General features: G+C 65.7%; 24 protein-coding genes. 14 read left to right on the top strand and 10 right to left on the bottom strand.

Annotation, left to right across the window (positions count from 1 at the left end; translation table 11 throughout):
* The first annotated feature begins 48 nt into the window (after positions 1 to 48).
* The 3 genes from pspAB (at position 49) to radA (ending at position 3,204) form a co-directional block, all read left to right on the top strand.
* Positions 49 to 654 carry a PspA-associated protein PspAB gene (gene pspAB / locus NED97_RS00655; protein ID WP_252488817.1) on the top strand — a complete coding sequence of 202 codons (606 nt, stop codon included), beginning with the start codon at positions 49 to 51 and terminating at the stop codon, positions 652 to 654.
* 271 nt (positions 655 to 925) lie between these two features.
* Positions 926 to 2,005 carry an outer membrane protein assembly factor BamB family protein gene (locus NED97_RS00660; protein WP_252488818.1) on the top strand — a complete coding sequence of 360 codons (1,080 nt, stop codon included), beginning with the start codon at positions 926 to 928 and terminating at the stop codon, positions 2,003 to 2,005.
* A gap of 167 nt (positions 2,006 to 2,172) precedes the next feature.
* The gene (gene radA / locus NED97_RS00665; protein ID WP_252488819.1) at positions 2,173 to 3,204 is read left to right on the top strand and encodes a DNA repair and recombination protein RadA; all 1,032 of its coding nucleotides are present in this window, start codon (positions 2,173 to 2,175) and stop codon (positions 3,202 to 3,204) included.
* 124 nt (positions 3,205 to 3,328) lie between these two features.
* On the opposite strand, the gene sufU is transcribed toward radA, so the two are convergent.
* The 3 genes from sufU to NED97_RS00680 form a co-directional block, all read right to left on the bottom strand.
* Positions 3,329 to 3,748, bottom strand: coding sequence for a Fe-S cluster assembly sulfur transfer protein SufU (sufU, locus tag NED97_RS00670; protein ID WP_252488820.1), 420 nt, complete (start codon positions 3,746 to 3,748; stop codon positions 3,329 to 3,331).
* Positions 3,749 to 3,895: 147 nt separating this feature from the next.
* Positions 3,896 to 4,153 (bottom strand): hypothetical protein, encoded by a 258-nt coding sequence (locus tag NED97_RS00675; RefSeq protein WP_252488821.1) that lies wholly within the window; start codon positions 4,151 to 4,153, stop codon positions 3,896 to 3,898.
* A gap of 101 nt (positions 4,154 to 4,254) precedes the next feature.
* The gene (locus NED97_RS00680; RefSeq protein ID WP_252488822.1) at positions 4,255 to 4,887 is read right to left on the bottom strand and encodes an HD domain-containing protein; all 633 of its coding nucleotides are present in this window, start codon (positions 4,885 to 4,887) and stop codon (positions 4,255 to 4,257) included.
* Positions 4,888 to 5,051: 164 nt separating this feature from the next.
* On the opposite strand from NED97_RS00680, the gene NED97_RS00685 reads away from it, so the two are divergent.
* Together NED97_RS00685 and NED97_RS00690 are read left to right on the top strand one after the other, a co-directional pair.
* The gene (locus NED97_RS00685) at positions 5,052 to 5,711 is read left to right on the top strand and encodes a helix-turn-helix domain-containing protein (protein ID WP_252488823.1); all 660 of its coding nucleotides are present in this window, start codon (positions 5,052 to 5,054) and stop codon (positions 5,709 to 5,711) included.
* Positions 5,712 to 5,804: 93 nt separating this feature from the next.
* Entirely contained in the window at positions 5,805 to 6,128 is a 324-nt protein-coding gene (locus tag NED97_RS00690) for a DUF7344 domain-containing protein (protein WP_252488824.1), read from the top strand.
* Between the two features lie 321 nt (positions 6,129 to 6,449).
* Here the strand turns inward: NED97_RS00690 and NED97_RS00695 are convergent, their stop codons facing one another.
* From NED97_RS00695 to NED97_RS00715, 5 genes are all read right to left on the bottom strand, one after another.
* Positions 6,450 to 7,697 carry an aminotransferase class V-fold PLP-dependent enzyme gene (locus tag NED97_RS00695; protein WP_252488825.1) on the bottom strand — a complete coding sequence of 416 codons (1,248 nt, stop codon included), beginning with the start codon at positions 7,695 to 7,697 and terminating at the stop codon, positions 6,450 to 6,452.
* A gap of 329 nt (positions 7,698 to 8,026) precedes the next feature.
* On the bottom strand, positions 8,027 to 8,887 hold the full coding sequence (locus NED97_RS00700) for a hypothetical protein (protein WP_252488826.1): 861 nt from the start codon (positions 8,885 to 8,887) through the stop codon (positions 8,027 to 8,029).
* Between the two features lie 61 nt (positions 8,888 to 8,948).
* Positions 8,949 to 9,242 carry a DUF424 domain-containing protein gene (locus NED97_RS00705; protein WP_252488827.1) on the bottom strand — a complete coding sequence of 98 codons (294 nt, stop codon included), beginning with the start codon at positions 9,240 to 9,242 and terminating at the stop codon, positions 8,949 to 8,951.
* Positions 9,243 to 9,245: 3 nt separating this feature from the next.
* Positions 9,246 to 10,100, bottom strand: a complete 855-nt coding sequence (locus NED97_RS00710) for a tetratricopeptide repeat protein (RefSeq protein WP_252488828.1) — start codon at positions 10,098 to 10,100, stop codon at positions 9,246 to 9,248.
* A 76-nt stretch (positions 10,101 to 10,176) separates the two neighbouring features.
* Complete coding sequence (locus tag NED97_RS00715; protein WP_252488829.1) at positions 10,177 to 11,592, bottom strand: FAD-dependent oxidoreductase; 1,416 nt, start codon at positions 11,590 to 11,592, stop codon at positions 10,177 to 10,179.
* 107 nt (positions 11,593 to 11,699) lie between these two features.
* Between NED97_RS00715 and thpR the strand changes: the two genes are divergently transcribed.
* Positions 11,700 to 12,257 carry an RNA 2',3'-cyclic phosphodiesterase gene (thpR, locus tag NED97_RS00720; protein WP_252488830.1) on the top strand — a complete coding sequence of 186 codons (558 nt, stop codon included), beginning with the start codon at positions 11,700 to 11,702 and terminating at the stop codon, positions 12,255 to 12,257.
* A gap of 142 nt (positions 12,258 to 12,399) precedes the next feature.
* On the opposite strand, the gene NED97_RS00725 is transcribed toward thpR, so the two are convergent.
* Positions 12,400 to 13,383 carry a TackOD1 domain-containing metal-binding protein gene (locus NED97_RS00725; RefSeq protein ID WP_252488831.1) on the bottom strand — a complete coding sequence of 328 codons (984 nt, stop codon included), beginning with the start codon at positions 13,381 to 13,383 and terminating at the stop codon, positions 12,400 to 12,402.
* Between the two features lie 366 nt (positions 13,384 to 13,749).
* Between NED97_RS00725 and NED97_RS00730 the strand changes: the two genes are divergently transcribed.
* Genes NED97_RS00730 through NED97_RS00740 form a run of 3 tightly spaced genes read left to right on the top strand, consistent with a single transcriptional unit; the run spans position 13,750 to position 14,851 of the window.
* Positions 13,750 to 13,902, top strand: coding sequence for a 50S ribosomal protein L39e (locus NED97_RS00730; RefSeq protein ID WP_148856948.1), 153 nt, complete (start codon positions 13,750 to 13,752; stop codon positions 13,900 to 13,902).
* Positions 13,903 to 13,904: 2 nt separating this feature from the next.
* Positions 13,905 to 14,183, top strand: a complete 279-nt coding sequence (locus NED97_RS00735; RefSeq protein WP_252488832.1) for a 50S ribosomal protein L31e — start codon at positions 13,905 to 13,907, stop codon at positions 14,181 to 14,183.
* A gap of 2 nt (positions 14,184 to 14,185) precedes the next feature.
* Positions 14,186 to 14,851, top strand: a complete 666-nt coding sequence (locus NED97_RS00740; protein ID WP_252488833.1) for a translation initiation factor IF-6 — start codon at positions 14,186 to 14,188, stop codon at positions 14,849 to 14,851.
* Positions 14,852 to 15,086: 235 nt separating this feature from the next.
* Here the strand turns inward: NED97_RS00740 and NED97_RS00745 are convergent, their stop codons facing one another.
* On the bottom strand, positions 15,087 to 15,398 hold the full coding sequence (locus NED97_RS00745) for an ASCH domain-containing protein (protein ID WP_252488834.1): 312 nt from the start codon (positions 15,396 to 15,398) through the stop codon (positions 15,087 to 15,089).
* A gap of 196 nt (positions 15,399 to 15,594) precedes the next feature.
* Between NED97_RS00745 and pfdA the strand changes: the two genes are divergently transcribed.
* The 5 genes from pfdA (at position 15,595) to NED97_RS00770 (ending at position 22,087) form a co-directional block, all read left to right on the top strand.
* Positions 15,595 to 16,050: a prefoldin subunit alpha gene (pfdA, locus tag NED97_RS00750; RefSeq protein WP_252488835.1), complete on the top strand. Its 456-nt coding sequence runs from the start codon at positions 15,595 to 15,597 to the stop codon at positions 16,048 to 16,050.
* Between the two features lie 23 nt (positions 16,051 to 16,073).
* Positions 16,074 to 17,426, top strand: a complete 1,353-nt coding sequence (gene ftsY, locus NED97_RS00755; RefSeq protein WP_252488836.1) for a signal recognition particle-docking protein FtsY — start codon at positions 16,074 to 16,076, stop codon at positions 17,424 to 17,426.
* 110 nt (positions 17,427 to 17,536) lie between these two features.
* Positions 17,537 to 18,379, top strand: a complete 843-nt coding sequence (locus NED97_RS00760; protein WP_252488837.1) for an NmrA/HSCARG family protein — start codon at positions 17,537 to 17,539, stop codon at positions 18,377 to 18,379.
* 398 nt (positions 18,380 to 18,777) lie between these two features.
* On the top strand, positions 18,778 to 20,493 hold the full coding sequence (locus NED97_RS00765) for a nitrite/sulfite reductase (RefSeq protein ID WP_252488838.1): 1,716 nt from the start codon (positions 18,778 to 18,780) through the stop codon (positions 20,491 to 20,493).
* Positions 20,483 to 22,087 carry a Coenzyme F420 hydrogenase/dehydrogenase, beta subunit C-terminal domain gene (locus tag NED97_RS00770; protein ID WP_252488839.1) on the top strand — a complete coding sequence of 535 codons (1,605 nt, stop codon included), beginning with the start codon at positions 20,483 to 20,485 and terminating at the stop codon, positions 22,085 to 22,087. The genes NED97_RS00765 and NED97_RS00770 overlap by 11 nt, the downstream gene beginning before the upstream one ends.
* Positions 22,088 to 22,099: the final 12 nt, after the last annotated feature.

Below are 22,099 nucleotides of genomic sequence, written 5' to 3' on the forward strand. Positions count from 1 at the left end.
GCGCGATCAAACGGAATCCTTCTATGGGGTTGTCCGTTTTACACGAGCATGGGACTACTGGACGGACTCCGCGCCGTCCTCGGTATCCGCGCGGAATCCGACGCGAAACGCGACGCCGACCCCGAGGACCTCTTCGGGATGAGCACCGCCTACCTCACGATGGAGGCCGACCTCGGCTACGAGTCGGCGAACGCCGGCGCGCTCTGCTTTTCCGGCGTCGACTCGAGCAGCTTTCGCGACGCCGTCGACGAGGTCGAGGCGATCCTCGAGGCCGGCCGCGAGGATACGGGCACCGAATTCGGGGTCTCCGAAGACGACCACGGCTACCACTGGGTCGTCCTCGAGGACAGCGATCCGGAGGACCTGATCACGAGCCTGCACTTCGCCGCCGACACGTTCATCGAACGCGGCTACGGTTCGCGCCTGCTCGCGGCCGTCTTCGCCTACCGAAACGAGGACGGTCCGGCCTACTGGATCTACTCGTTCCGCCGGGGGCGGTTCTACCCGTTCGCGCCGCGTCCCGGCCGAGAACGGGACTCGAGCGCGGAGTTCAAACTCGAGTCGACGCTGGACGGCGAACTCGAGATCGAGCGCGAGAAAGAGTACTGGTACCCGCTCTGGCCGAGCGAGGGCGGTACCCACCCCTGGGAGTGAGCTCTGACGGGCGTTCACGGCGGCTGACACTCGTCCCAAACATGTTTGGAGCCACTGGTATTGCGGTCCACCTCTTACGTAGAGATACGGCAGGACGCCACATCATCAACTGCGCCATACACCAGTTGTCCTGCCGAAACCCCTACCCACCACCTACCCCCTTCCGCTCCCGATTCCACCTTTCTCGCGGCGGACCGTCCCGTACTCGAGAGCGCCGCGGACGGTTTCCGTGTCGAATCCATTATAGGACCGGAATCGGTACGCTCGACCAGTGACCGACTGGAACCAGTTCAAACGGGATCCACAGCACTCGGGAGTGCGACGCGACCTCGAGGGCCCCCACCGCATCGAGAAGTCCTGGACGGCGGACCTCGTCGGACCCGTGGGATCGCCGGTTCTCGATCGCGATACGCTCTTCGTCGGGACGGAACGCGGAAACCTGTACGCGTTCGACCGCGAGACGGGTCACCGACGGTGGGTCTTCGAGACGACCGCCGGGATCGATGCGGCGCCGGTCGTCACGCGCGACCGCGTCTACGCCGCCACCGACACCGGCGCCGTCTACGCGCTCGACCCCGCGACGGGCGACCGGGCGTGGCGAACCGACCTCCCGGACGCGCTCGAGTCCGCGCTCTCGTTTTCCGACGACCGACTCTACGCCGGCCACGCGTCGGGACTGTCGGCGCTCGAGACCGAGACGGGCGAGGAAGTCTGGACGCACGAGGCCGATTCGCCGGTCGTCGGCTGTCCGGCCGTCGGCGACGACCGACGACGGGTGTACGCCGGTACCGAAGGGGAGCAGGTATCTTGCCTCGAGACCGAGACGGGCGAGGAGGTCTGGACCGCGCCGACCGACGGTGCGGTCACCGACGGTCCGACGATCGCCGACGGCCGGGTCTACGTTGGCGACGACGACGGCACGCTGCTCGCACTCGACGCCGAGAGCGGACAGACGTGGTTCAGTTACGAGATCCAGGGTTCGCTCACGTCCTCGGCGACGGTACTTCCCGACGAGGGAACGACGTTCGTCGGCGCCGACGACGGCTACCTCCACGTTACCGACACGCGGTTCGGCCGGCGGAAGGTTCGCGGCTGGCTCTTTTCGAAGAAGGGCGTCGCGCTCGCCGGCGAGATCTCCGCGAGTCCGGTCGTCGCGGGTGACGTTCTCTGCGTCGGCGACTCGACCGGTTCGGTGTACGGCGTCGACGCCACTGAGTTCGATCTGCTCTGGCACTTCGACGCCGGCGACGCCGTCGAACGCACGCCCGCGCTCGCGCCGGAGCGGCTGTACGTCGGCGGCGGCGACCGGCTCTACTGCCTCGAGTGGACGCCCGGCGAGCCGAGAGTCTGACCCGGCGGAGACCGCGTTTCGTTCGTCGCCCCTCGACGCGAGTGAATTGCGCCTTCGCACCTAAACCTCCCGCCGACCGAGTCGATCGCCCCGTTTCCTTCCTGCACTTTCACTTCCACTCTCCTGTTAACGAGGCTTTATGGGGGCTCCGTTACAACGAGTGAGTAATGCCAGAAGCAGACCTCGAAACTCTCCCGGGTGTCGGACCGGCAACCGCAGACAAGCTTCACGAAGCCGGCTTCGACTCCTTCGAAAGCCTGGCCGTCGCCTCGCCCTCCGAACTCTCGAATACGGCGGACGTCGGCGAGTCCACGTCTTCAGATATCGTCCGTGCGGCTCGCGATGCAGCCGATGTCGGCGGCTTCGAGACCGGCTCGACCGTCCTCGAGCGACGAAACGAGATCGGCAAACTGAGCTGGCACAACGACGCGGTCGACGACCTCCTCGGTGGCGGTATCGAAACCCAGTCGATCACCGAAGTCTACGGCGAGTTCGGCTCGGGCAAGTCCCAGGTCACGCACCAGATGGCCGTCAACGTTCAGCTCCCCAAGGAGGTCGGCGGCCTCCACGGCCGCGCCATCTTCGTGGACAGCGAGGACACGTTCCGCCCCGAGCGGATCGACGACATGGTTCGCGGTCTCCCGGACGAGGTCATCGAGGCGACCCTCGAGGACCGCGAGATCGAGGGCTCGCCCGGCGACGAGGGCGCCATGGACGCACTCATCGAGGACGTTCTCGAGAAGATTCACGTCGCGAAGGCGTTCAACTCCAACCACCAGATGCTGCTCGCGGAGAAGGCGAAGGAGCTCGCGGGCGAACACGAGGAGTCGGAGTACCCCGTTCGCCTGCTCTGTATCGACTCGCTGACCGCCCACTTCCGTGCGGAGTACGTCGGTCGTGGCGAACTCGCGGATCGCCAGCAGAAGCTAAACAAGCACCTCCACGACATCGACAAGGTCGGCAACCTCTACAACTGCGCCGTCATCGTCACGAACCAGGTCGCCTCGAACCCCGACTCGTTCTTCGGCGACCCGACCCAGCCGATCGGTGGCAACATCCTCGGCCACAAGTCGACCTTCCGGATCTACCTCCGGAAGTCCAAGGGGAACAAGCGAATCGTCCGCCTGGTCGACGCGCCGAACCTCGCCGACGGTGAGGCCGTCATGCGCGTCGAGGACGGCGGACTGAAGCCCGAATAACGGCTCGGCACGCTCCCGCTCCCTGACGGGAGGGTAATCTATCCTCTCTCGATTGCTTCTCGAGCAGTTCGATCACTGCGAATAGCTGTGCGCGAAAAACTGGACGTGGGACGAGTCGGACTCGTTAGTCTTCGGTCGTCGTCTTCTCCTTGTCGAGTTCGCCCTGGTAGATCTCCGCGCCGTCCTGGGCGACCTTTTCGGCCAACACTGCACACTTGACTCGCATCGGCGAGATATCGACGCCGAGCATGTCGATGACGTCGTCGCGATCCATCTCGAGGAGTTCGTCGACGCTCTTCCCCTTGAGCTCCCCCGAGAGCATGCTCGCGGAGGCCTGGCTGATCGCACAGCCGTCGCCGGAGAAGGCGACGTACTCGATCGTCTCCTCGTCGTCGGCGAGTTTGACGTCCATCCGGATCTCGTCGCCACACATCGGGTTCTCGCCGACGTGCGTGAAGGTCGGATCCTCGAGTTCCCCGTAGTTCCGGGGGTTCTTGTAGTGGTCGAGGATCTGCTGTCGGTACATATCAGAGCCGAGTCCCATCGTTGGATACGCGTACGGCTGTGCGTTGTAAAAGGGTTCCGGGGCCGTACGGCACGAGACGCTACGGACTCGATTTCGACCGAAAACCGGTTGGCGGGTGCCGGAACGGATCCGGTCCGCGCCGGGTCGATCGTGGGCGGTTGTTGGTCAGTACCGTTCCGTCGAACCCTGGTCGACCGGCGGGTTCACGTAACAGGCGTCGACGATGACGGCGAAACCGACTACCGCTGCGACCGAGAGAGCGTGTAGAACCGACACGCCCAGCGCGTTCGCGACGACCAGCGCACCCAGAAACGCGATCGGAATGATCCCGAGCACGAGATCGTACCGGTTCGCCGCGGCGAGAACGTCGACCAGGGCGTCGAACGGGTCCCGTCCGGAGCGTCCGATCGTGCTCTCGTACATCGTCCTCACCTCGGCGCTCCCCGTTACGAAGGGATAATTGAAAAACTCTTCGCGGGTTTATCGTTGCCCTACTCGATCGGGCGCTCGCTGGACGATCCCGGCTACGCGTCGCCCGCCACTTCCGCGTCGAATCGCTCGAGGTACTCACGAACGAACGCGGCGCGGTCGGCGGCGAGTTCGCCCCCTGCGTCGGTGTACATCCGGGCAGGGAGATCGAGGATCTTCTTGTGGACGTGGTTGTACTGAGTTTTCCCGGCGGGCGTCTCGTCGTCGGCCACCGAAGTCGCCGGATCGTGGATCGGCTGACCGAGTTCGCCACCGTAGGCGAACACCCGGGCGATTCCGATCGCTCCGAGGGCATCTAGGTTGTCCGCGTCGCAGACGATCTCCGCCTCGAGCGTCTCGGGTTCGACGTCGTTCGAGTAGCGGTGTGCGCGGATGCAGTGTCGCACCCGATCGATCGTCTCCTCGTCCGCGCCGACGTCCCGGAGAATCCGTCCGGCCTCTCGAGCGCCCCAGATCGCGTGGTCCTCGATTTCGCCGCGGTCCTCTCGTTCGCGGCCGACGTCGTGGAGGGCGACGGCCAACTGGACGACGCGCTCGTCGACCGACTTCGAGTAGCAGTCGGTGAGCGTCTCGGCGAGCGCCGCGACCCGCTGGACGTGGTGCCAGTCGTGGGCCGGCGGAGCGTCTTCGAAGTACGGGCGGGCGCGGCCTCGAACTGCCTCGAGCATGCCGGTCCTGTTTCGGAGTCGCCGTAATAAGGGCTCCGCAGTCGCTGAGGCGGAAACTTCCCATCATCGGCCAGGTGCGTGAACGATCGGTAGACTTGCTTTCGAAAAGTGACCCCTCCCTTTTCCAGGCAAGCGTAAAAGGGGGTTCCGCTGGTGGACTCCCTATGAGCGTCATCGTCGAGTTCAGCGTCTCGACCGAGGAGTTCATCTTCGGGGCGGCTCTCGCCACGGTCGAGGATATGGACATCGAACTCGAGGCGATCGTCCCGACCGGGAGCCGAATCCTCCCGTACTTCTGGGCGACGGGTGCGGGGTTCGAGGCGTTCGAGGAACACGTCCTCTCGTGCTCGGAGATCGAAGCTATCACGCAACTCGATCGGATCGACGACACGGCGCTGTATCGTGCCGAGTGGGTGCCCGAGGTGAGCGGTCTCCTCACCGGGCTCGCACGAACCGAAGCCGTCGTCCTCGAGGCGATGACGACGAGAGGCGGATGGCACTTTCGCGTCCGGTTTCCCAACCGCGACCTCCTCGGAGAATTCTACGACTTCTGCACCGAGCAGCACCTCTCCGTGACCGTCGATCGGGTCTACACCCTCTCGGAGGCCTCGCGGGCCGGACGGATCTTCGAACTCACGCCCGAACAGCGCGAAGCGATCGTGCTCGCCGTTCAGCGCGGCTACTTCGAGGTCCCGCGGGGAACGGATCTTTCGTCGATCGCCGACGAACTCGGCATCTCCCAGCAGGCTACCTCCAAGCGCGTCCGGCGAGGTGCCGACAAGGTGCTGCGGGGCGCCTTGCTCGCTCCGAGTGAGCGTTCGTGACCGGCCCGCGCTGGCGGCGGCCCTCGATCGCTTATAAAACGGTTGTTATAACCACCTGGCTTCCGAAAGGGCGGTATCCTGTACTCGTCCCTAATGAGTATCGGAGGCGGCAGCGACTGTTCGCTCGAGAGGACGTACGAGATCCTATCGCATCCAACGCGACGATCGCTCCTCCGGCGACTGCGGAACGTCGAGACGACGACGGTACGGACTGCCGCGGACAACCTCGCCGAGGCCGAACGGATCGAGAAGGCGGAGCGAGGCGAGGTGATGCTCCACCACGTCCACCTGCCAAAGATGTCGGACGCCGGGATAATCGACTACGACCCCGATACGGGAACGATCCGGACGAACGAGACTACCGACGCGATCTGCGACGTGTTGAACGGCGTCTCGAGCGCTTACGACGAACCGTGACGAGCGACGAGTACCTCGCTACCCTTCGTTCACTCCCGCGCTCGCGGTTTCGCCGCTCTCCTCTCCCGCGGTTCTCGCTCGCGCCGTTCGCTCCGCCTCAGCTTCGTTCGCGGAACGGTTACGCGAACAGCTGCCGCGCATCTCCGAAGCGGCTTCGCCGCTTCGAGCCTTGCCTCGCGTTGCTCGGTAAAACGACTCTCGCACGTCAGCTAAAGAGCTGACGCGCCGAGCGAAACCGGGTCTCGCTGGCTTTTCCTCGCTTCGCGTTGCTCGCTCGGAAAAACGTTGTCGAGCGCAGTCTCCTCGCACTCCGTTGTTCGCTTACGCGAACAACTGTCGTGCGTCGTCGAGAGCGGCGACCAGCTTGTCGACCTCCTCGCGGGTGTTGTAGAGGTAGAAGGACGCTCGAGCCGACGCGGCCACTCCCAGTTTGTCGTGAAGCGGCTGAGTACAGTGGTCGCCCGCGCGGATCGCGACCGTGTGGTCGTTCAGAATCGAGGTGAGGTCGTGGGCGTGAACGCTCTCGAGGTTGAAACTGACGAGGCCGCCCCGGTCGGGGCCCGGTTCCGGGCCGTAGATCTCGACGTCGCCCTCGCCTTCGAGTTGCTCGTAGGCGTAGCGGGCGAGGTCCTGCTCGTGAGCCCGGATGCGCTCCATCCCGACCTCCTCGAGCCAGTCGACCGCGGCGTGGAGGCCGACGGCCTCGGCGATCGGCGGCGTGCCGGGCTCGAACTTCCACGGGAGGTCGCCCCAGGTCGACTCCTCGAAGGTGACCTTGCGGATCATCCCGCCGCCGTAGAGGTAGGGCTCCATCTCCTCGAGCAACTCTTTCTTGCCGTAGAGGGCGCCGATTCCGGTTGGGCCGGCCATCTTGTGCCCCGAGAACGCGTAGAAGTCGGCGTCGATCTCCTCGACGTCGACCGGTTGGTTCGGGACGGCCTGGGCCCCGTCGATAAAGGAGAGCGCGTCGTGCTCGTGGGCGAGGTCGGTCAGTTCGCCGACGGGGTTGATCGTCCCGAGGGTGTTCGAGACGTGGACCGCCGAGACGATGGCGGTGTCGTCGGTGATACACTCCTCGGCGTGGTCCATATCGAGACGCCCCGTCTCGTCGACGCGGATGTACTTCACGCTCGCGCCGGTGCGCCGCGCGATCTGCTGCCAGGTCACGAGCGAGGCGTGGTGTTCCATCTCGGTGAGGACGACCTCGTCCTCGGGGCCGAGTTCGTTCAGCCCCCACGAGTAGGCGATGAGGTTCTCGCTTTCGGTCGTGTTCTTGGTGAAGATGACCTCCTCGCGGCCGCCGCTCGCACCGATGAACTCCGCGACGCGGTCGTGGGCTTCCTCGTAGGCTTCCGAGGCCTCCTGGCTCAGGTGGTGTATCCCTCGGTGGACGTTCGAGTTGGACCGCCGGTAGTAGTCGCTCATCGCGTCGACGACCGGGTCCGGCGTCTGGGTCGTCGCCGCGTTATCGAGATAGACGACCTGCTGGCCGTCGAACTCCCGCTCCAGGATCGGGAACTCCTCGCGGATGGCCTCGACGTCGAGGGCCTCGAGATTCTGGTGACTCATTGGTGACTAGCAAGGTTCCCAGACAAAACACTCCTTCGGTCCGGGTTTGATCGACACGGACACTCGAGTGCTGCTGCCGTTGCAGTCGCTCGCCGGCGACGTAGCGAGAGGGGAAAAGTGGGTGGTGGTGGTGTGTCACGACAGGGGGTGTTGAACGACTCAGTGTGGTGGTGGGGATGGGGATGGGTGGGGGCCCTGTCGTACTACACCGTAGAGGGGCATCGCCAATACCCTTGTCTCCAATACACTTTGGTATTTCTCGACCGCCGACCGACGGTGGAGAATTTCCGGGAGAGAGACACTCTCGTTTCCGCCAGCAGTGACGGCGACTACTGCTGGACTTCGAGCACCCGTGCGCTGCAGTCGTCGCAGGTGATCGCGTACACCTCGTAGGAGCGACAGCAGGATTCGACGGTCTCGGCGTCGAGCGATACCGGTCCGTCGCAGGCGGGGCAGCGCTCGGCGAACGCCCGCAGCCCGCTCGCGAGCTGACTGCGCTGCTCGAGCGCCAGCGACTCCCAGTTCGGGAGCCGATCCGCGAGCGTTCTCGAGCCGGCGAGATCGGCGACCAGCGCGGCGTCTGACTCCCACCGGGCGGCCAGTTGGCCGTCGGCGCGGGCGAGGGCGTGGCCGTTCGTCTGCGTGACCGTCACCGTCTCGGATTCGGACTCGAGAAACGCCGCGACCTGCTGCTCTCGGTCTCCATCGCGGATCCCCTCAATCGCGTCCCGCCACGCCGTTCGGACCCCCTCCGCGAGACAGAGGTCGTCCGCGGCGTCGCTCGGAGTCGTGCCGCCGTCCGTCGTCCCCGCACACGGTGTGACCACGTCGTGCTCGAGGAAGAACTGCTCGGGGTCGACAGGCCCGTCGTCACCCTCGGTCTCCTCGTCGCGCTCGTTCTCGATGGCCGTCCCCGTCGGCTCGGGTGCCTTGTCGAACTTCGCGAGCAGCCGGTCCGGGAGATACCGCTTCGTCAGACTCGGAGTTCCCGGAACCAGGTATCCCCGAAGGTAGATCGCCGCAAGCGAGAGACCGAGGACGATGGGTGCCAGCGGAGCGGAGAGGACGGCGACGCCGACCGCGAGGACGCCCGCGATTGCGACGTTGACCGCCGTACACGGTATACAGCGGTTGTCTCCCGTGTACTCCGGCTGCCGAAGCCGTTCGGTGAACCCTGCGATATCGACCATTGTTCGTCAGATCATCCCACGAATCAAAAAGTGTTCCGTCGGCTTAAGGTCGGAACGGGCGTCAGTACATCCGCAAGAGCTGCGCGTGGCGGGTCGATCCGACGTCGAGAACGTTCGCTTCGTCGATGAACCCTTCCTCGATTGCGAGTTCGACCGCACGGCTGCCGACGATGTTGGCGACGGTCGCCCGCGAGAGGCTGTCGACGACCGCGCTCTCGTCGACCGTCTCGCCGCCGTAGAACTCCTCGGTGACGGTCAGCGATAGCTCGTCGCTCTCGAACGTTTCGCCGAGAACGTCCGCGTCACAGACGGCGACGAGCAGTCCCTCTTCGGTTTCGCGTTCGTTGACGATCATGCGTTACTCGAGTTGCCACTCGCCGTCGCGCTTCGACACCCGCCCCGGATCCGTGATGTCCACGTCGTCCTCGTCCTGGGGCCGTCCGCCGGCGCCCGAGGGTTGTCCGGCCATCTCTTCGCGTTCCTCGACGAGCCGCTGCTCGGCCCGTTCGCGCATCTCGTTTGCCTCCTCGGCGATCTCCTCTGCCTCGTCGTACTCGCCGAGTTCCTCCAGGATCTCGGCCTTTTCCTCGAGCACTTTCGCGTTGCGCATTCCGAGTCGGACCGTGTTGTCGATGCAGTGCAGCGCCTCCTCGGCCAGCCCGCGCTCGGAGAGGAAGAAGGCGCGGTTGAACCAGCCCTCGGCGAACCGCTCGTCGATCTCGACGGCGCGCTCGGCGTGTTCGAGGGCCTGTGCCGTTTCGCCGAACTCCCAGAGCGCGTACGCGAGGTTCGTTTCGGCGGTGGCGGCGTGTTCGCTCTCGTCGTCGATCCGCAGCGCTTCGCGGTAGGCGCCGATCGCCTCGTCGTACTCCTCGAGTTCGGCGTGGGCAACGCCCTTGTTCACCCAGGCCTCCTGCTCGAGGCGGTCGTCCTCGGCGAACTGGGCGGTTCGGTCGAAGGCCTCGGTCGCCTGCTCGTAGCGGTTGATCTGCATGTAGTTCAGCCCGACGTCGAGCAGGTCGCTCGCGTCGACGTCGTTACTGTCGATGCTGTGTTTGTCGAGCGTGTCGGTGACGACGCGAGAGTCGACCGGATCGACCTTCGCGGGGTCGACGCCTAGCTCCGGCGGGTCCAGATCGAACTCGTCGTAGTCGTCTCCGAAGCCCTCCCCTTCGGAGAACGGATGGTCGCTATCGCCCTCTCGATCAGTCATTACTGGAATGTGGCAGCGACGACTGTTAAGGGCTGCGACCCGGTACGAGCGCTCTTTCGACGGACGACCGGTACTGCTACCGCATCGTCCCGGCGACCACTTTCGCGGCGACGAGGACGGGATCCCACGTCGTGTTGAACGGCGGGGCGTACGCGAGGTCGTAGTTCTCCAGGTCGGAGACGGTGGCGTCCGCCTCGAGCGCCGCGACGATCGCGTGGCTCCGGTGAACCGCGCCCTCGCCGTACTCGCTGACGAGGCTCGCGCCGAGGACGCGGCCGGTGTCGCGGTCGGCGGTCAGCGTGACGGAGACCGTTCCGCCTCCGGGGTAGTAGCCCGCCCGCGACTTCGCGTCGATCGTCTCGCTTATCGGGTCGAAGCCGGCCTCGCGCGCATCGTCGTGATCCAGAATACCCGTTCGTGCGGCCTCAACTTCGAACGCCTTGATCGCCGCGGTTCCCGCGATGGCGCCGCCCGTCGTCGGCCGTCCGGCGACCGTCTGGCCGACCGCACGGCCGTGACGGTTGGCCGTCAGCGCGAGCGGTACGTACGCCGGTTCGCCGGTGACGGTGTGGACGGCCTCCGCGCAGTCGCCCGCCGCGTAGACGTCGGGAACGTTCGTCTCGCGGTAGGAGTCGGTCGCGACCGCGCCCGTCTCGCCGAGTTCGACGCCCGCCCCCTCGGCCAGGTCGGTCCGCGGCCGGACGCCGGTGCCGAGCAGCACCATCTCGACGCCGACGCGCTCGTCGTCGGTGACGACCGCGTCGACGACGCCTTCGCCGGCGAGTTCGCGAACCTCGCTGTCCAGATACGGGACGACGTCCCGCTCGCGCAGGTGCTCGGCGACGGCCTCGCTCGTCGCCTCGCTGAACCCGGTCAACAGCCGATCGCCGCGCTGGAACAGGTTGACCTCGAAGCCGTTCGCCGCGAGCGCCTCGGCCATCTCGATACCGACGTAGCCGCCGCCGACGACGGCGACGGGACCGGTGCAGTCCTCGAGATACCGACAGGCCGGGCCCCGATCGGGCTGCTGGAATCCTTCGCTGTCGCGCGCTCGAGCGACGTACTCGCGGAGCTCTTTCCCGTCGCTCATCGAGCCGAGCGTGTAGACGCCCTCGCGGTCGGTGCCGTCGATCGGCGGCACCACCGCCTCGGCGCCGGTCGCGAGCAGCAGGGAGTCGTACGACTCCGTCACCGTTCCGGAGTCGCGCTCGGCGGTGACCGTCCGCTCGTCGGGGTCGATCGAGACGACCTCGTGGCCCGTCCGCAGGTCGATGTCGCGCTCTTCGCGGAACTCCTCGGGGGTTACCGAGACGAGTTCCTCGAGCGACTGGATCTCCCCTTTGACGTAGTACGGCAGCCCGCAGGCGCCGTAGGAGACCCACTCGCCTTTCTCGAAGACGACGACCTCGAGGTCGGGATCGTCGCGCTTGGCCTTGCTCGCCGCGGACATGCCGGCGGCGTCGCCGCCGACGACGACGAAGGTATCGGACATGGCGGGACGTTCGGGACGCAGTCGCTTAAGGAGGATCCAGTCGCGGAATCTCGCTGGCCCCGGCGGTGACCATCAGTGTTGAGTACCGTCCCGCCCAAGGAGCGGGTATGCGACTGTTCGTCAGCGTCGACCTGCCGGAGGACCTCGCGGAACCGGTCGCCGAACTGCAGGCGGAGTTCGCCGAGGCGAGCGGGCTGAACTTCACCGACCCCAAGCAGGCCCACCTCACGCTGAAGTTCCTCGGAGATGTCAAAGAGGATCGCGTTCCGACGCTTTCACGTGAGCTTCGAGCCGCGGTCGACGAGGCCGACGTGGCGCCCTTTACCGTCCGATTCGACGGGCTCGGGGTGTTCCCGGACCTCGACTACATCAGCGTCGTCTGGTTCGGCACCGAGGCGGGAGGCGAGGAACTCACGCGTCTCCACGAGGCCATCGAGGAACGGACGACGGCGATGGGGTTCGAGGCGGAGTCTCACGACTTCACCCCGCACGTCACCCTCGCGCGGATGGAACACGCCGGCGGGAAGGAACTGGTCCAGGACGTCGTCCGCGAGCGAGAGCCGACTATCGGTGAGATGCGCGTCGACGAGGTTCGACTCACCGAGAGCACCACGACGGCCGACGGCTCCGAGTACTCGACGGTCGAGCGGTTCCCGCTCGAGTGACGGATCTCGTCCCTTCGGGAGGTCCGCTCGCGCTCTCTAGGGTCCACGTCGATCCAGTCGTTGCGACCACTGAGTCGGTCCGTAGCGCCGCAGAAAACCAGGTCGTCTCGCTTTCTCGATTCAGTACCCTCCGCCGAACAGGTCACCGCTGCTCCTTTCGGACGGGAACCTCCAGGGCGGCGGTGAGCCGTTTGAAGAATCCTTGCTGGTGGGCACCGGCGCGCTCGACGGTATCGTACTCCGTCTCGAGCGTCCCGTCCCCTCCGAAGGCGAGCACCGTCAGTCCGGGGCTCTCCGCACGCGCTGCGACGTCCTCCTCGACGGCTCCCGAGGTCGTCACGACGACCGGATGTGCGCCGATCGAGTTCGCGAATTCGCAGAACGCGTCGACGCTTTCGGCGTCCGGCGTCTCGTGGATGCTCACGATTCGCTGCTCGCCCATCAGGGCGTCCTCGGCGAGGACGTGAACCGACCGGGACTCCGATTCGTCGGTGACGGTCGCGTCGATCTCCGTCTCGAAGCGGCGTTCCTCTAACGCCTCCGCGACCGTCCGCAGGGCGCCCTCCTGACGATCGAGCCACTGCTTCCCGTCGGGGGTGAGACTGTACCGATACAACGCCTGCTCGATCGCTTCCAGCGGCGGGAACCTGGAGAAGCACTCTCGACACCAGAGGCGATCGTCGGGGATATCGAATACCTCCGGGCACTCGTTACAGACGTAGCGCTCCGTCTCGTCTACGTCCTCGGACTGGAGTTCCATCTCGCAGTCCGGACAGCGGTAGCCGTCCTCGAGTTCGAACTCCGTTTCGGGACCGGCGTATCCGCAGACGTGTTCCAGGATGGTCGTCTCGATGGCGTGTGTGGCCTCACACGACGGACAGACGGTGGTGTACTGCAGACCTTCGGTAGCACACTCCGGGCAGACGTACACCTTCGAGACGAACTCGTCTGCCAGCACGCCGCGGGTGGCGAATCGCTCGAGGACGTCGGCCGGATCGCCGTCACCATCGTCGAGGAGTCGCGTCACGTCCGGATAGCTGACGGAGCCGTTGTCGGCGATTTCCGGCTCGAACGCGTCTTTTTCCGTTAGTGTCTCGATTAACCGAAGCTCCCCTGGTGAAACCATAGATATCTATCTACTTTGCGTTTCCAACCGGCCTATATTTTCGCCCTGATTCCCGGTCGTGCTGCGTCCGTCGCCCCGTCTCAAACGGCGACGGACTCGAGCCACGATTTGGCGGGCTGTCGACCACAGTCCAGCGGCCGTCGATCACGTTGTGGGCCGGTCGCGGACTGCTTTCCGCGGAGGTTTGGCACCGACCGTCTCGAACTCTCGAACGGCTCCGACGTCGACAGTCCGGCGAGACCGAGTCGAACGTCGAGTTCCATCGACCGAGCCGAAGATCAACCCCGCTCACGGTTCAGGCCCGACTGAACACCGCTCCGCAAGATGGACAAGATTTTAAGCCAGCGTGGGCTACGTCCGGCCACTATGGGTAAGAAGTCGAAGGGCAAGAAAAAGCGTCTTGCCAAACTCGAGAACCAGAACAGCCGCGTGCCGGTCTGGGTCATGATGAAGACCGACATGGAAGTCCAGCGGAACCCGAAGCGACGCAACTGGCGGCGCAGCGACACTGACGAGTGATCATGAGTGCAAGCGATTTCGAGGAGCGGGTCGTCACCGTTCCGCTGCGCGACGTCAAGAAGGGTCCCAACCACCAGGCCGCCGATTACGCCATGCGACTGGTCCGCGAGCACCTCGTGAAACACTTCGCGGTCGACGAGGACGCCGTCCGGCTCGATCCCTCGATCAACGAGGAGATCTGGTCGCAGGGCCGATCGAACCCGCCACGGAAGCTCCGCGTCCGTGCAGCCCGTTTCGACGAAGAGGGTGAGGCCGTCGTCGAAGCCGAGGTCGCCGAGTAAATTTGCAACGCCTCGCATTCGCCGGGTCGGCCTACGTCGGCGTCTTCGCCCGTGCGACCGACTCGTGCGTACTCGTTCGCCCGGACGTCGACGACGACGTCGTCGCCGACCTGACCGACGAACTCGAGGTGCCGGCCGTCCAGACGACCGTCGGCGGCTCCTCGACGGTCGGCGCGCTAGCGACGGGTAACGAGAACGGGCTGCTCGTCAGTTCGCGGGTGCTCGAGTACGAACTCGAGCGCCTCGAGGAGGCGGTCGACGTTCCCGTCGCCGAACTGCCGGGGAACATCAACGCCGCCGGAAACGTCGTGCTCGCCAACGACTACGGCGCGTACGTCCACCCGGACCTCCCGCGAGAGACGGTCCAGATCGTCAAGGACACGCTCGAGGTTCCCGTCGAACGCGGCGACCTCGCCGGCGTCCGTACGGTCGGGACGGCCGCCGTCGCGACGAACGCGGGCGTGCTCTGTCACCCGAAGGCCACCGACGAGGAACTTGACTTCCTCGAGGACGCGCTCGACGTCCGCGCCGACGTCGGGACGATCAACTACGGCGCGCCGCTCGTCGGTTCCGGACTGATCGCCAACGACGCCGGATACGTCGTCGGCAACGGCACGACGGGACCGGAACTGGGCCGGATCGAGGACGCGCTGGGCTATCTGGACTGACGTTCTGGCTCTTTCAGGCGACCGGTTTTCGACTCTCGAAGGTGAGCACGAGCGCCGTTTTCCGCGCTCGACTCGTTTCGTCCGTCACCGAGTACTGAGCGGCGGGTCCGTTGATACCGGCCGACTCGAGTCACCCTTCGGCGTGACACTGACCGCCTCGAGCGGTGCCGACCGAAGCGGATCGTTGCTCGGCAGCCAACGGCTCGACGACTGACGGGCCGGCGCGATTCCGCCGCTACCGGCGCTCGAACCGATGGCGAACGACCTCGCTGTCGTCGTCCCACTCGAAGTTCTCGTGGGCGTGCTCGAGCAGCCGCTCGTAGGCCTCGAGATCCTCCATCCCCTCCGCTCGAGCGTCCTCGTCGGTGAGATCGCCGAGCGTGCGTTCGGTTACGTCGGTCACCTCGAACGTCGTCCCTTCGACGGCGAACGTGTCGCCCTCCTCGGCGTACCGGTGGCCGCGGTGGATCTGCGTCACGTCTCCGTCCAGGACCTGGTTCTGCATCCGTTCGCTGGGCAACAGTTCGGCGGGATCGAGTTCGCTCACGGGCGCGAGTACGGTGGCACGAGCAAAACCGTTTGGCTCCGATCGAGGTGTTACCGCCGGAGCTCGACGGCGTCGATCCCGACCAGCTCGTCACGCCCGAGCGCGGCCCTGTCCTCGGTTCTGTCGCGGGTTGTACTCCGACGACTGGCTTCTATGGAAGGGAAGATTCTTCCGACTGCCGAGCAGAAGAACGGTTATGGGACAACAGCAACTACAGCAGCTTTCGCAGGAAATTCAGGAAGTGCAGGAACAGATCGAGACTCTCCAGCAGAACGTCGAAGGAGTTCAGCAGGAACAGGACGAGGTCGACGAGGCCATCGAGGCGCTCGGCACCCTCGAGACGGACTCGACCGTTCAGGTCCCGCTCGGCGGCGGCGCGTACCTTCGAGCGACCATCGAGGACATCGACGAAGTGATCGTCGACCTCGGCGCCGACTACGCCGGAGAGTTCGAGGAGGACGACGCCGTCGTCGCCCTCGAGAACAAGAAGGAGCGACTCGACGACGAGATCGACGAGCTCAACGAGGAGATCACCGAGCTCAAGACGGAGAGCGAGGAACTCGAGCAGCAGGCCCAGCAGATGCAACAGCAGGCGATGCAACAGCAGATGCAGCAGATGCAGGGTCAGCAGGGGCAGGGCCCGGACGAGTAGCGTAGGGACCGCCACCGATACCCATGTTCGACAACCTGAAGGAGAAGCTCGGGAGCTTCCGTGAGGACGCCGAAGAGGCCGCCGAAGAGAACGTCGAGGAGGTCGACGACGACGAACTCGCGGACGCGGAACCCGACGACGGTGCACGGCCCGAAGCCGAGGCCGAGACCGACGTCGAAGCCGCCCCAGCGTCCGAATCGGAGTCCCCCGATACTACCGGTGAACCGGTCGACGAGAGCGTCGCCGACCCCGAGAGCGAACTCGAGGCCGAGATGGCGGCGCCGACCGAAACGGCGGAGGCGAGTGCGGAGACGGACGCGTCGACCACCGACGGAGCCGACGATCGGGAACTGGAGCCGGAGCCCGACCTCGAGGACGGCGCGGCCGAATCCGAACCTGGTCACGGATTCGAGGACGAGACCGACACAGCCCCGGAACCCGCAGACGCCGCCGCAGAAGTGGACGAAGACGAGCCTGAGGACAACGGCGGGACCGGATTCGGCGCCAAGGCCCGCTCGCTCGTCAAGGGGAAGTTCGTCATCGAGGAGGAAGACCTCGAGGGACCGCTCCGCGAACTCGAGATGGCGCTGCTCACGAGCGACGTCGAGATGGGCGTCGCCGAGGAGATTCTCGACAACATCCGCGACGAACTGGTCGGCGAAACCCGCACCTTCACCACGTCGACCGGCGAGGTCGTCGAGGAGGCGCTTCGCGACGCGATCTACGACGTGATCAGCGTCGGTCAGTTCGACTTCGAGGAGCGCATCGCGATCGAGGACAAACCCGTCACGATCATCTTCACCGGCGTCAACGGCGTCGGGAAGACCACCTCGATCGCCAAGATGAGCCGCTACCTCGAGGAACGCGGTTACTCGACGGTGATGGCCAACGGCGACACCTACCGCGCCGGCGCGAACCAGCAGATCCAGGAGCACGCCGACGCGCTCGAGACGAAGTGTATCAGCCACGAGCAGGGCGGTGACCCCGCCGCGGTGCTGTACGACGCCGTCGAGTACGCCGAGGCGAACGACATCGACGTCGTGCTCGGCGACACGGCCGGCCGACTGCACACCGACGAGGGGCTGATGGACCAACTCGAGAAGATCGATCGCGTCGTCGGCCCCGATATGGCGCTGTTCGTCGACGAGGCCGTCGCCGGCCAGGACGCGGTCAACCGCGCCCGCGAGTTCGACGAGGCCGCCGAGATCGACGGCGCGATCCTCTCGAAGGCCGATGCCGACTCTAACGGCGGCGCGGCGATCTCGATCGCGCACGTCACCGGCAAACCCATTCTGTTCCTCGGCGTCGGGCAGGGGTACGACGACCTCGAACGGTTCGATCCCGACGAGATGATCGACCGACTGCTCGAGGGGTAACGCGTCGCCGCGTTCCCGTTCGCGCCACGTCGTTTCTCCTGTCTTCTCCGTGACCTGTCTCAACTGCCCGTGTGAGATTCTTATCCCCCTCGGTAGTAGCGCGGGTGACTATGATCGATTCCGTACTCGTCGTCGGCGCGACCGGGACGCAGGGCGGCGCCGTCGCCAGACACCTGCTCGAGCGAGACGTGGAGGTCCTCGCGCTGACGCGCGACAAGGACGGCGAAAACGCTCGCGACCTCGCCGAGCGCGGCGCGGAAGTCGTCGAGGCCGACATCAGCGAAAAAAATTCCGTCGAGCCGCTTCTCGAGGACGCCGACGGCGTCTTCCTGATGACGAACTTCTGGGAGCATGGCTACGACGACGAGGTCGAACAGGGGACGAACGTCGTCGAACTGGCCGATAAGGTCGGTGTGGACCACCTGGTCTTCTCCTCAGTCGGCGGCGCCGAGCGCGACACGGGCATCTCGCACTTCGACTCCAAGTTCGAGATCGAGGAGTTGATCGACGACCACGGACTCCCGGCGACGGTGGTCCGGCCGGTCTTCTTTACGCAGAACTTCGAGGGCTTTCGCGAATCGATCGAGAACGGAACGCTCGCGATGGGTCTCGAGCCACACGTCCCGTTGCAGGTGCTCGATATCGAGGACCTCGGCGCGTTCGTCGCCGAAGCCTTCGCCGATCCGGATCGGTACGTCGGCGAGGCGTTCGAACTCGCGAGCGACGAACTGCCGCTGCGGGCGATGGCCGTCCGGTTCGCCGACGCGCTCGGGACCGACGTCCGCGCACACCACCTCCCGATCGACGACGTCCGCGAGAGCCAGGGCGAGGAGTTCGCCGTGATGTTCGAGTGGTTCAACGAGGCCGGCTACGAGTCGCCGATCGACGAGCTCCAGGCCGACCACGACGTCGAGTTCCACCGACTCGAGGACTCCCTCGAGCGAGCGTGGTGAGCGGGTCGCGAGCACTCGATTCCGGTGTTCTCGGGTCGACGTGGCCGTCCTCGCCTCGAGTGCGGTGATCGGACTCGAGCCGCCGGCGTCCCGTCTCGACTTCTTTCGAGGAATTGCCGATCGGCGCGTATGCCGTACCGGAAACGCTTGCCTCTACCACCGGCTCGCTCGTTTGTCCGTCGAAACCGGAACCGCGCCGTCGAGCACTGTGTTTGTGTTTCTCACGCTCGAGCCGATTCGACGATGGCAAGCGTTGCCGGATCGGACTAGTTCCGTCAGGGTTCGCCTATTTACGGAGTCGTATACGTGTCGGGTCTGATTACCCCTCAAAGAATGCTCCTCGAACAGATCCCAATCGGCGCACCGGCTGCCGATACGCCTCTCCGACGGTGGTACAGATGAATACGACGGAACAGTACAAACAGAACAAACATCCGCTCGACGTCATCGACGACGTCTACGACTACGCTGAAGAGGGCCTCTCCTTCGACGCGATCGAGGAACGCGCCGGCGGCGGCGAGTGGGAGCGTCTGAAGTGGGCCGGCATGTACGCCCAAAAGCAGGAGGGCTACTTCATGATCCGGACCAAGGTGCCGGGCGGCTATCTCACGCCCGAGCAGGCCGAGGTCATCGGCGAGTGCGCCGAAGATTACGCCGTCGCCCCCGAGGAGTACGGCGGCGAGGAGCAGAACGAACTCTGGGGCGACGCCTACGTCGACATCACGACCCGACAGGACATCCAGAAACACTGGATCCGCGTCGAGGACGTCCCGGAGATGTGGGAGCGCTACGACGAGGTCGGCCTGACGACGGTCCAGGGCTGTGGCGACTCGGCCCGGAACGTGCTCGGCTGCCCGGCCGCGGGACTCGACGACCACGAGTGCTTCGACGCCCAGCCGGTCGTCGACGCAGTCTCGGACTTTTTCACCGAAAACCGCGAGTACGCCAACCTCCCGCGGAAGTTCAAGCTCACGATCACGGGCTGTTCGCACGACTGCGCCCAGTCCCAGATCAACGACGTCGGACTCGTCCCGGCGAAGAAAGAGGTAGGCGGCGAACAGCTCTACGGCTTCCACGCCCGCGTCGGTGGGGGCCTCTCCGACGGCCCGCGGATGGCCTCGCAACTCGACGTCTTCGTCCGGCCGGAGGACGCCGTCGAGTTCACCCGCGCCATCGCCCAGACGTTCAAGGAACTCGGCGACCGCAACAACCGCGGCGTCTGCCGCATGCGGTACCTCGTCGAGCAGCTGGGCCCCGAGAAGTTCGAGGAGGCCGTCCGCGACCGCTGCACCGTCGACCTCCCCACCGCGGGAACCGACATGACGGTCGGCTACCAGGGCGACCACGTCGGCGTCCACGACCAGAAGCAGGACGGCCTGCAGTACGTCGGCTTCAACGTCATCGCCGGTCGGATGGGCGGCGACGAGTTCGCCGAGGCCGCCCGCGCGGCCGAGAAGTACGGCACCGAGGACGCGTCCGTCCGCCTGGCCACCGACCAGAACTTCCTCATCACCCACATCCCCGAGGAGAACGTCGAGGATCTGCTGGCGGAGCCGTTCGCCCAGGAGTACCAGCCGGACCCCGGTCCGTTCTCCCGCGGCGCGGTCGGCTGTACGGGCAACGAGTTCTGTAACTACGCGATCATCGAGACGAAAAAGCGCACCAAGCGCTGGGCCCGCCAGCTCGACGAGCGCATCGACGTCCCCGACGACATCGAGGCCATCCGGATGCACATGTCCGGCTGCTCGGCCTCCTGCGCCCAGCCGCAGATCGCGGACATCGGCTTCCGCGGCGAGACCGTCAAAGTCGAAGACGGCGAGACCCACGGCTCGGAGAGTCCCAACGCGGAAGGCGACAATCTGGTCGAGGGAATGGACTTCGGGCTCGGCGGTTCGCTCGGCGCCGACAACGAGTTCCTGGACTGGGTCGAACACGCCGTCCCCGCCCACGCCGTGATCCCGGCGCTCGAGCAGCTGTTCGACGCCTACGCGGACGACCGCCGGGACGGCGAGGAGTTCCACGCCTGGTGCCGTCGCGTCGACAACGACCGACTTCGCTCTATCATGCAAGGGGCGGACGCGCCGGTTGCAGGAGGTGTTGCCCATGGGGACTGACGACGACGAGCAGGTGTTCCCGGGCGTTCCGGAATCGGACGACGAGGACGACGCTGTCATCGTCCCCGAGACCGGTGGCTCCGCGCCGCGGCCCCGAGACGGAACCGATCACGGCCGCGAGGGTGCCGTCCGAACCGATAGCGGCGAAGGTGAGAGCTGTTCGCCCGACACCTGCACGTGCGGCGAGAAGACCGAGAGTCCCGGTACCGGTGCTGATGGGCAGGGGAAAGAAGTCGCCACGGATGGAGCTGGCGTCGCCAACGTCGACGAGATGGGCGACCTCGGCGACGTCGAGTTCACCGAGCCGGCCGAAAATGTCAGCCAGGACGTCGATAACGGGGAGCCCGACGTTCGCGTCGGCGTCCCCGAGGGCGTCGATCTGGACACGCCGACGTACTCGATCCGCTCGGAAATGAACGACATCGAGACGCCGGACGAGAAGACCTGGTTCATGGAACTGGACGAGGCTGTCATCGACGAGGGCCGCTGTATCCAGTGTGGAACCTGCGTCGCGGCCTGCCCCTCCGACTCGATCGGCGTCGGCGAGGACGACCTCCCCGAACTCGTCAAGATGTGTACCGGCTGTTCGCTCTGCTGGGACTTCTGTCCCCGCGGCGGGCTCCGGTACGAGCGCCAGTGGAAGATCACCGGCGGCGACGACAACGTCAAGGGTGCGGGCGACCCGATCACGGAGTTCTCCGCGAAGGTCGAGGACGACTGGACCGACGGCGCCCAGGACGGCGGCGTCGTCACCGGGATCCTCGCGACGCTGCTCGAGGAGGGCGAGATCGACGGCGCGCTCATCGCGACCGAGAGCGAGGAGGAGGCCTGGAAGGCCGAGAGCTACCTCGCGACGACCGAGGAGGACCTCATCGAGAACGCCGGCACGGTCTACAACCAGACGCTCGCGCTGGGCAACCTCGACCTGGAGCAGTGGGAGCACAAGCTCCCCGACGAGGACTGGGAGGACCTCAGTCTCGCGCTGGTCGGCACGCCGTGCGAGATCGAGGGCCTTCGCGCGCTCCAGGACTTCGACTGGGACTACCAGGAGCAGAACGAGGGCATCCGCGCGGTCGACTACACGATCGCGCTGATGTGTACGAAGAACTTCAATTACTACAGCCTCATGGGCGAGCAACTCGAGGAACAGCGGGACATCTCGCCCGACGAGATCGGCAAGATGGACGTCCTCCACGGCAAGCTGATGGTCTACGGCCACGACGGCGAGATGATCCTCGAGGAGGACATCGAGAACTTCCACGACGCCGCGCTCAAGGGCTGCGACGAGTGCGCCGACTTCACCGGCTTCTGCGCCGACGTGACGGTCGGTTCGGTCGGCTCCGCCGACGAGTACTCGAGCGTCATCGTCCGTACCGAGCAGGGGATGAACGCCTGGGAGCTCACCGAGCCGAAACTCGACTACCACGATCTCGAGGACAAGTCGGCGGTCGGCAAGCTCCAGGGCTGGGACAAGAAGAAGGCCTTCGAGAGCCTCGAGCGACCGTTCGACCCCGACGCGCCGCGCTTTATCGACTACACGGATCACGCCGAGAACTACGGCACGGCGATGAACCCGCACGACGAGGGGCACTGATCCGCGTCGGTT

It is taken from the genome of Natronococcus sp. CG52 (genome assembly GCF_023913515.1).
Taxonomy (GTDB): Archaea; Halobacteriota; Halobacteria; order Halobacteriales; family Natrialbaceae; genus Natronococcus; species Natronococcus zhouii.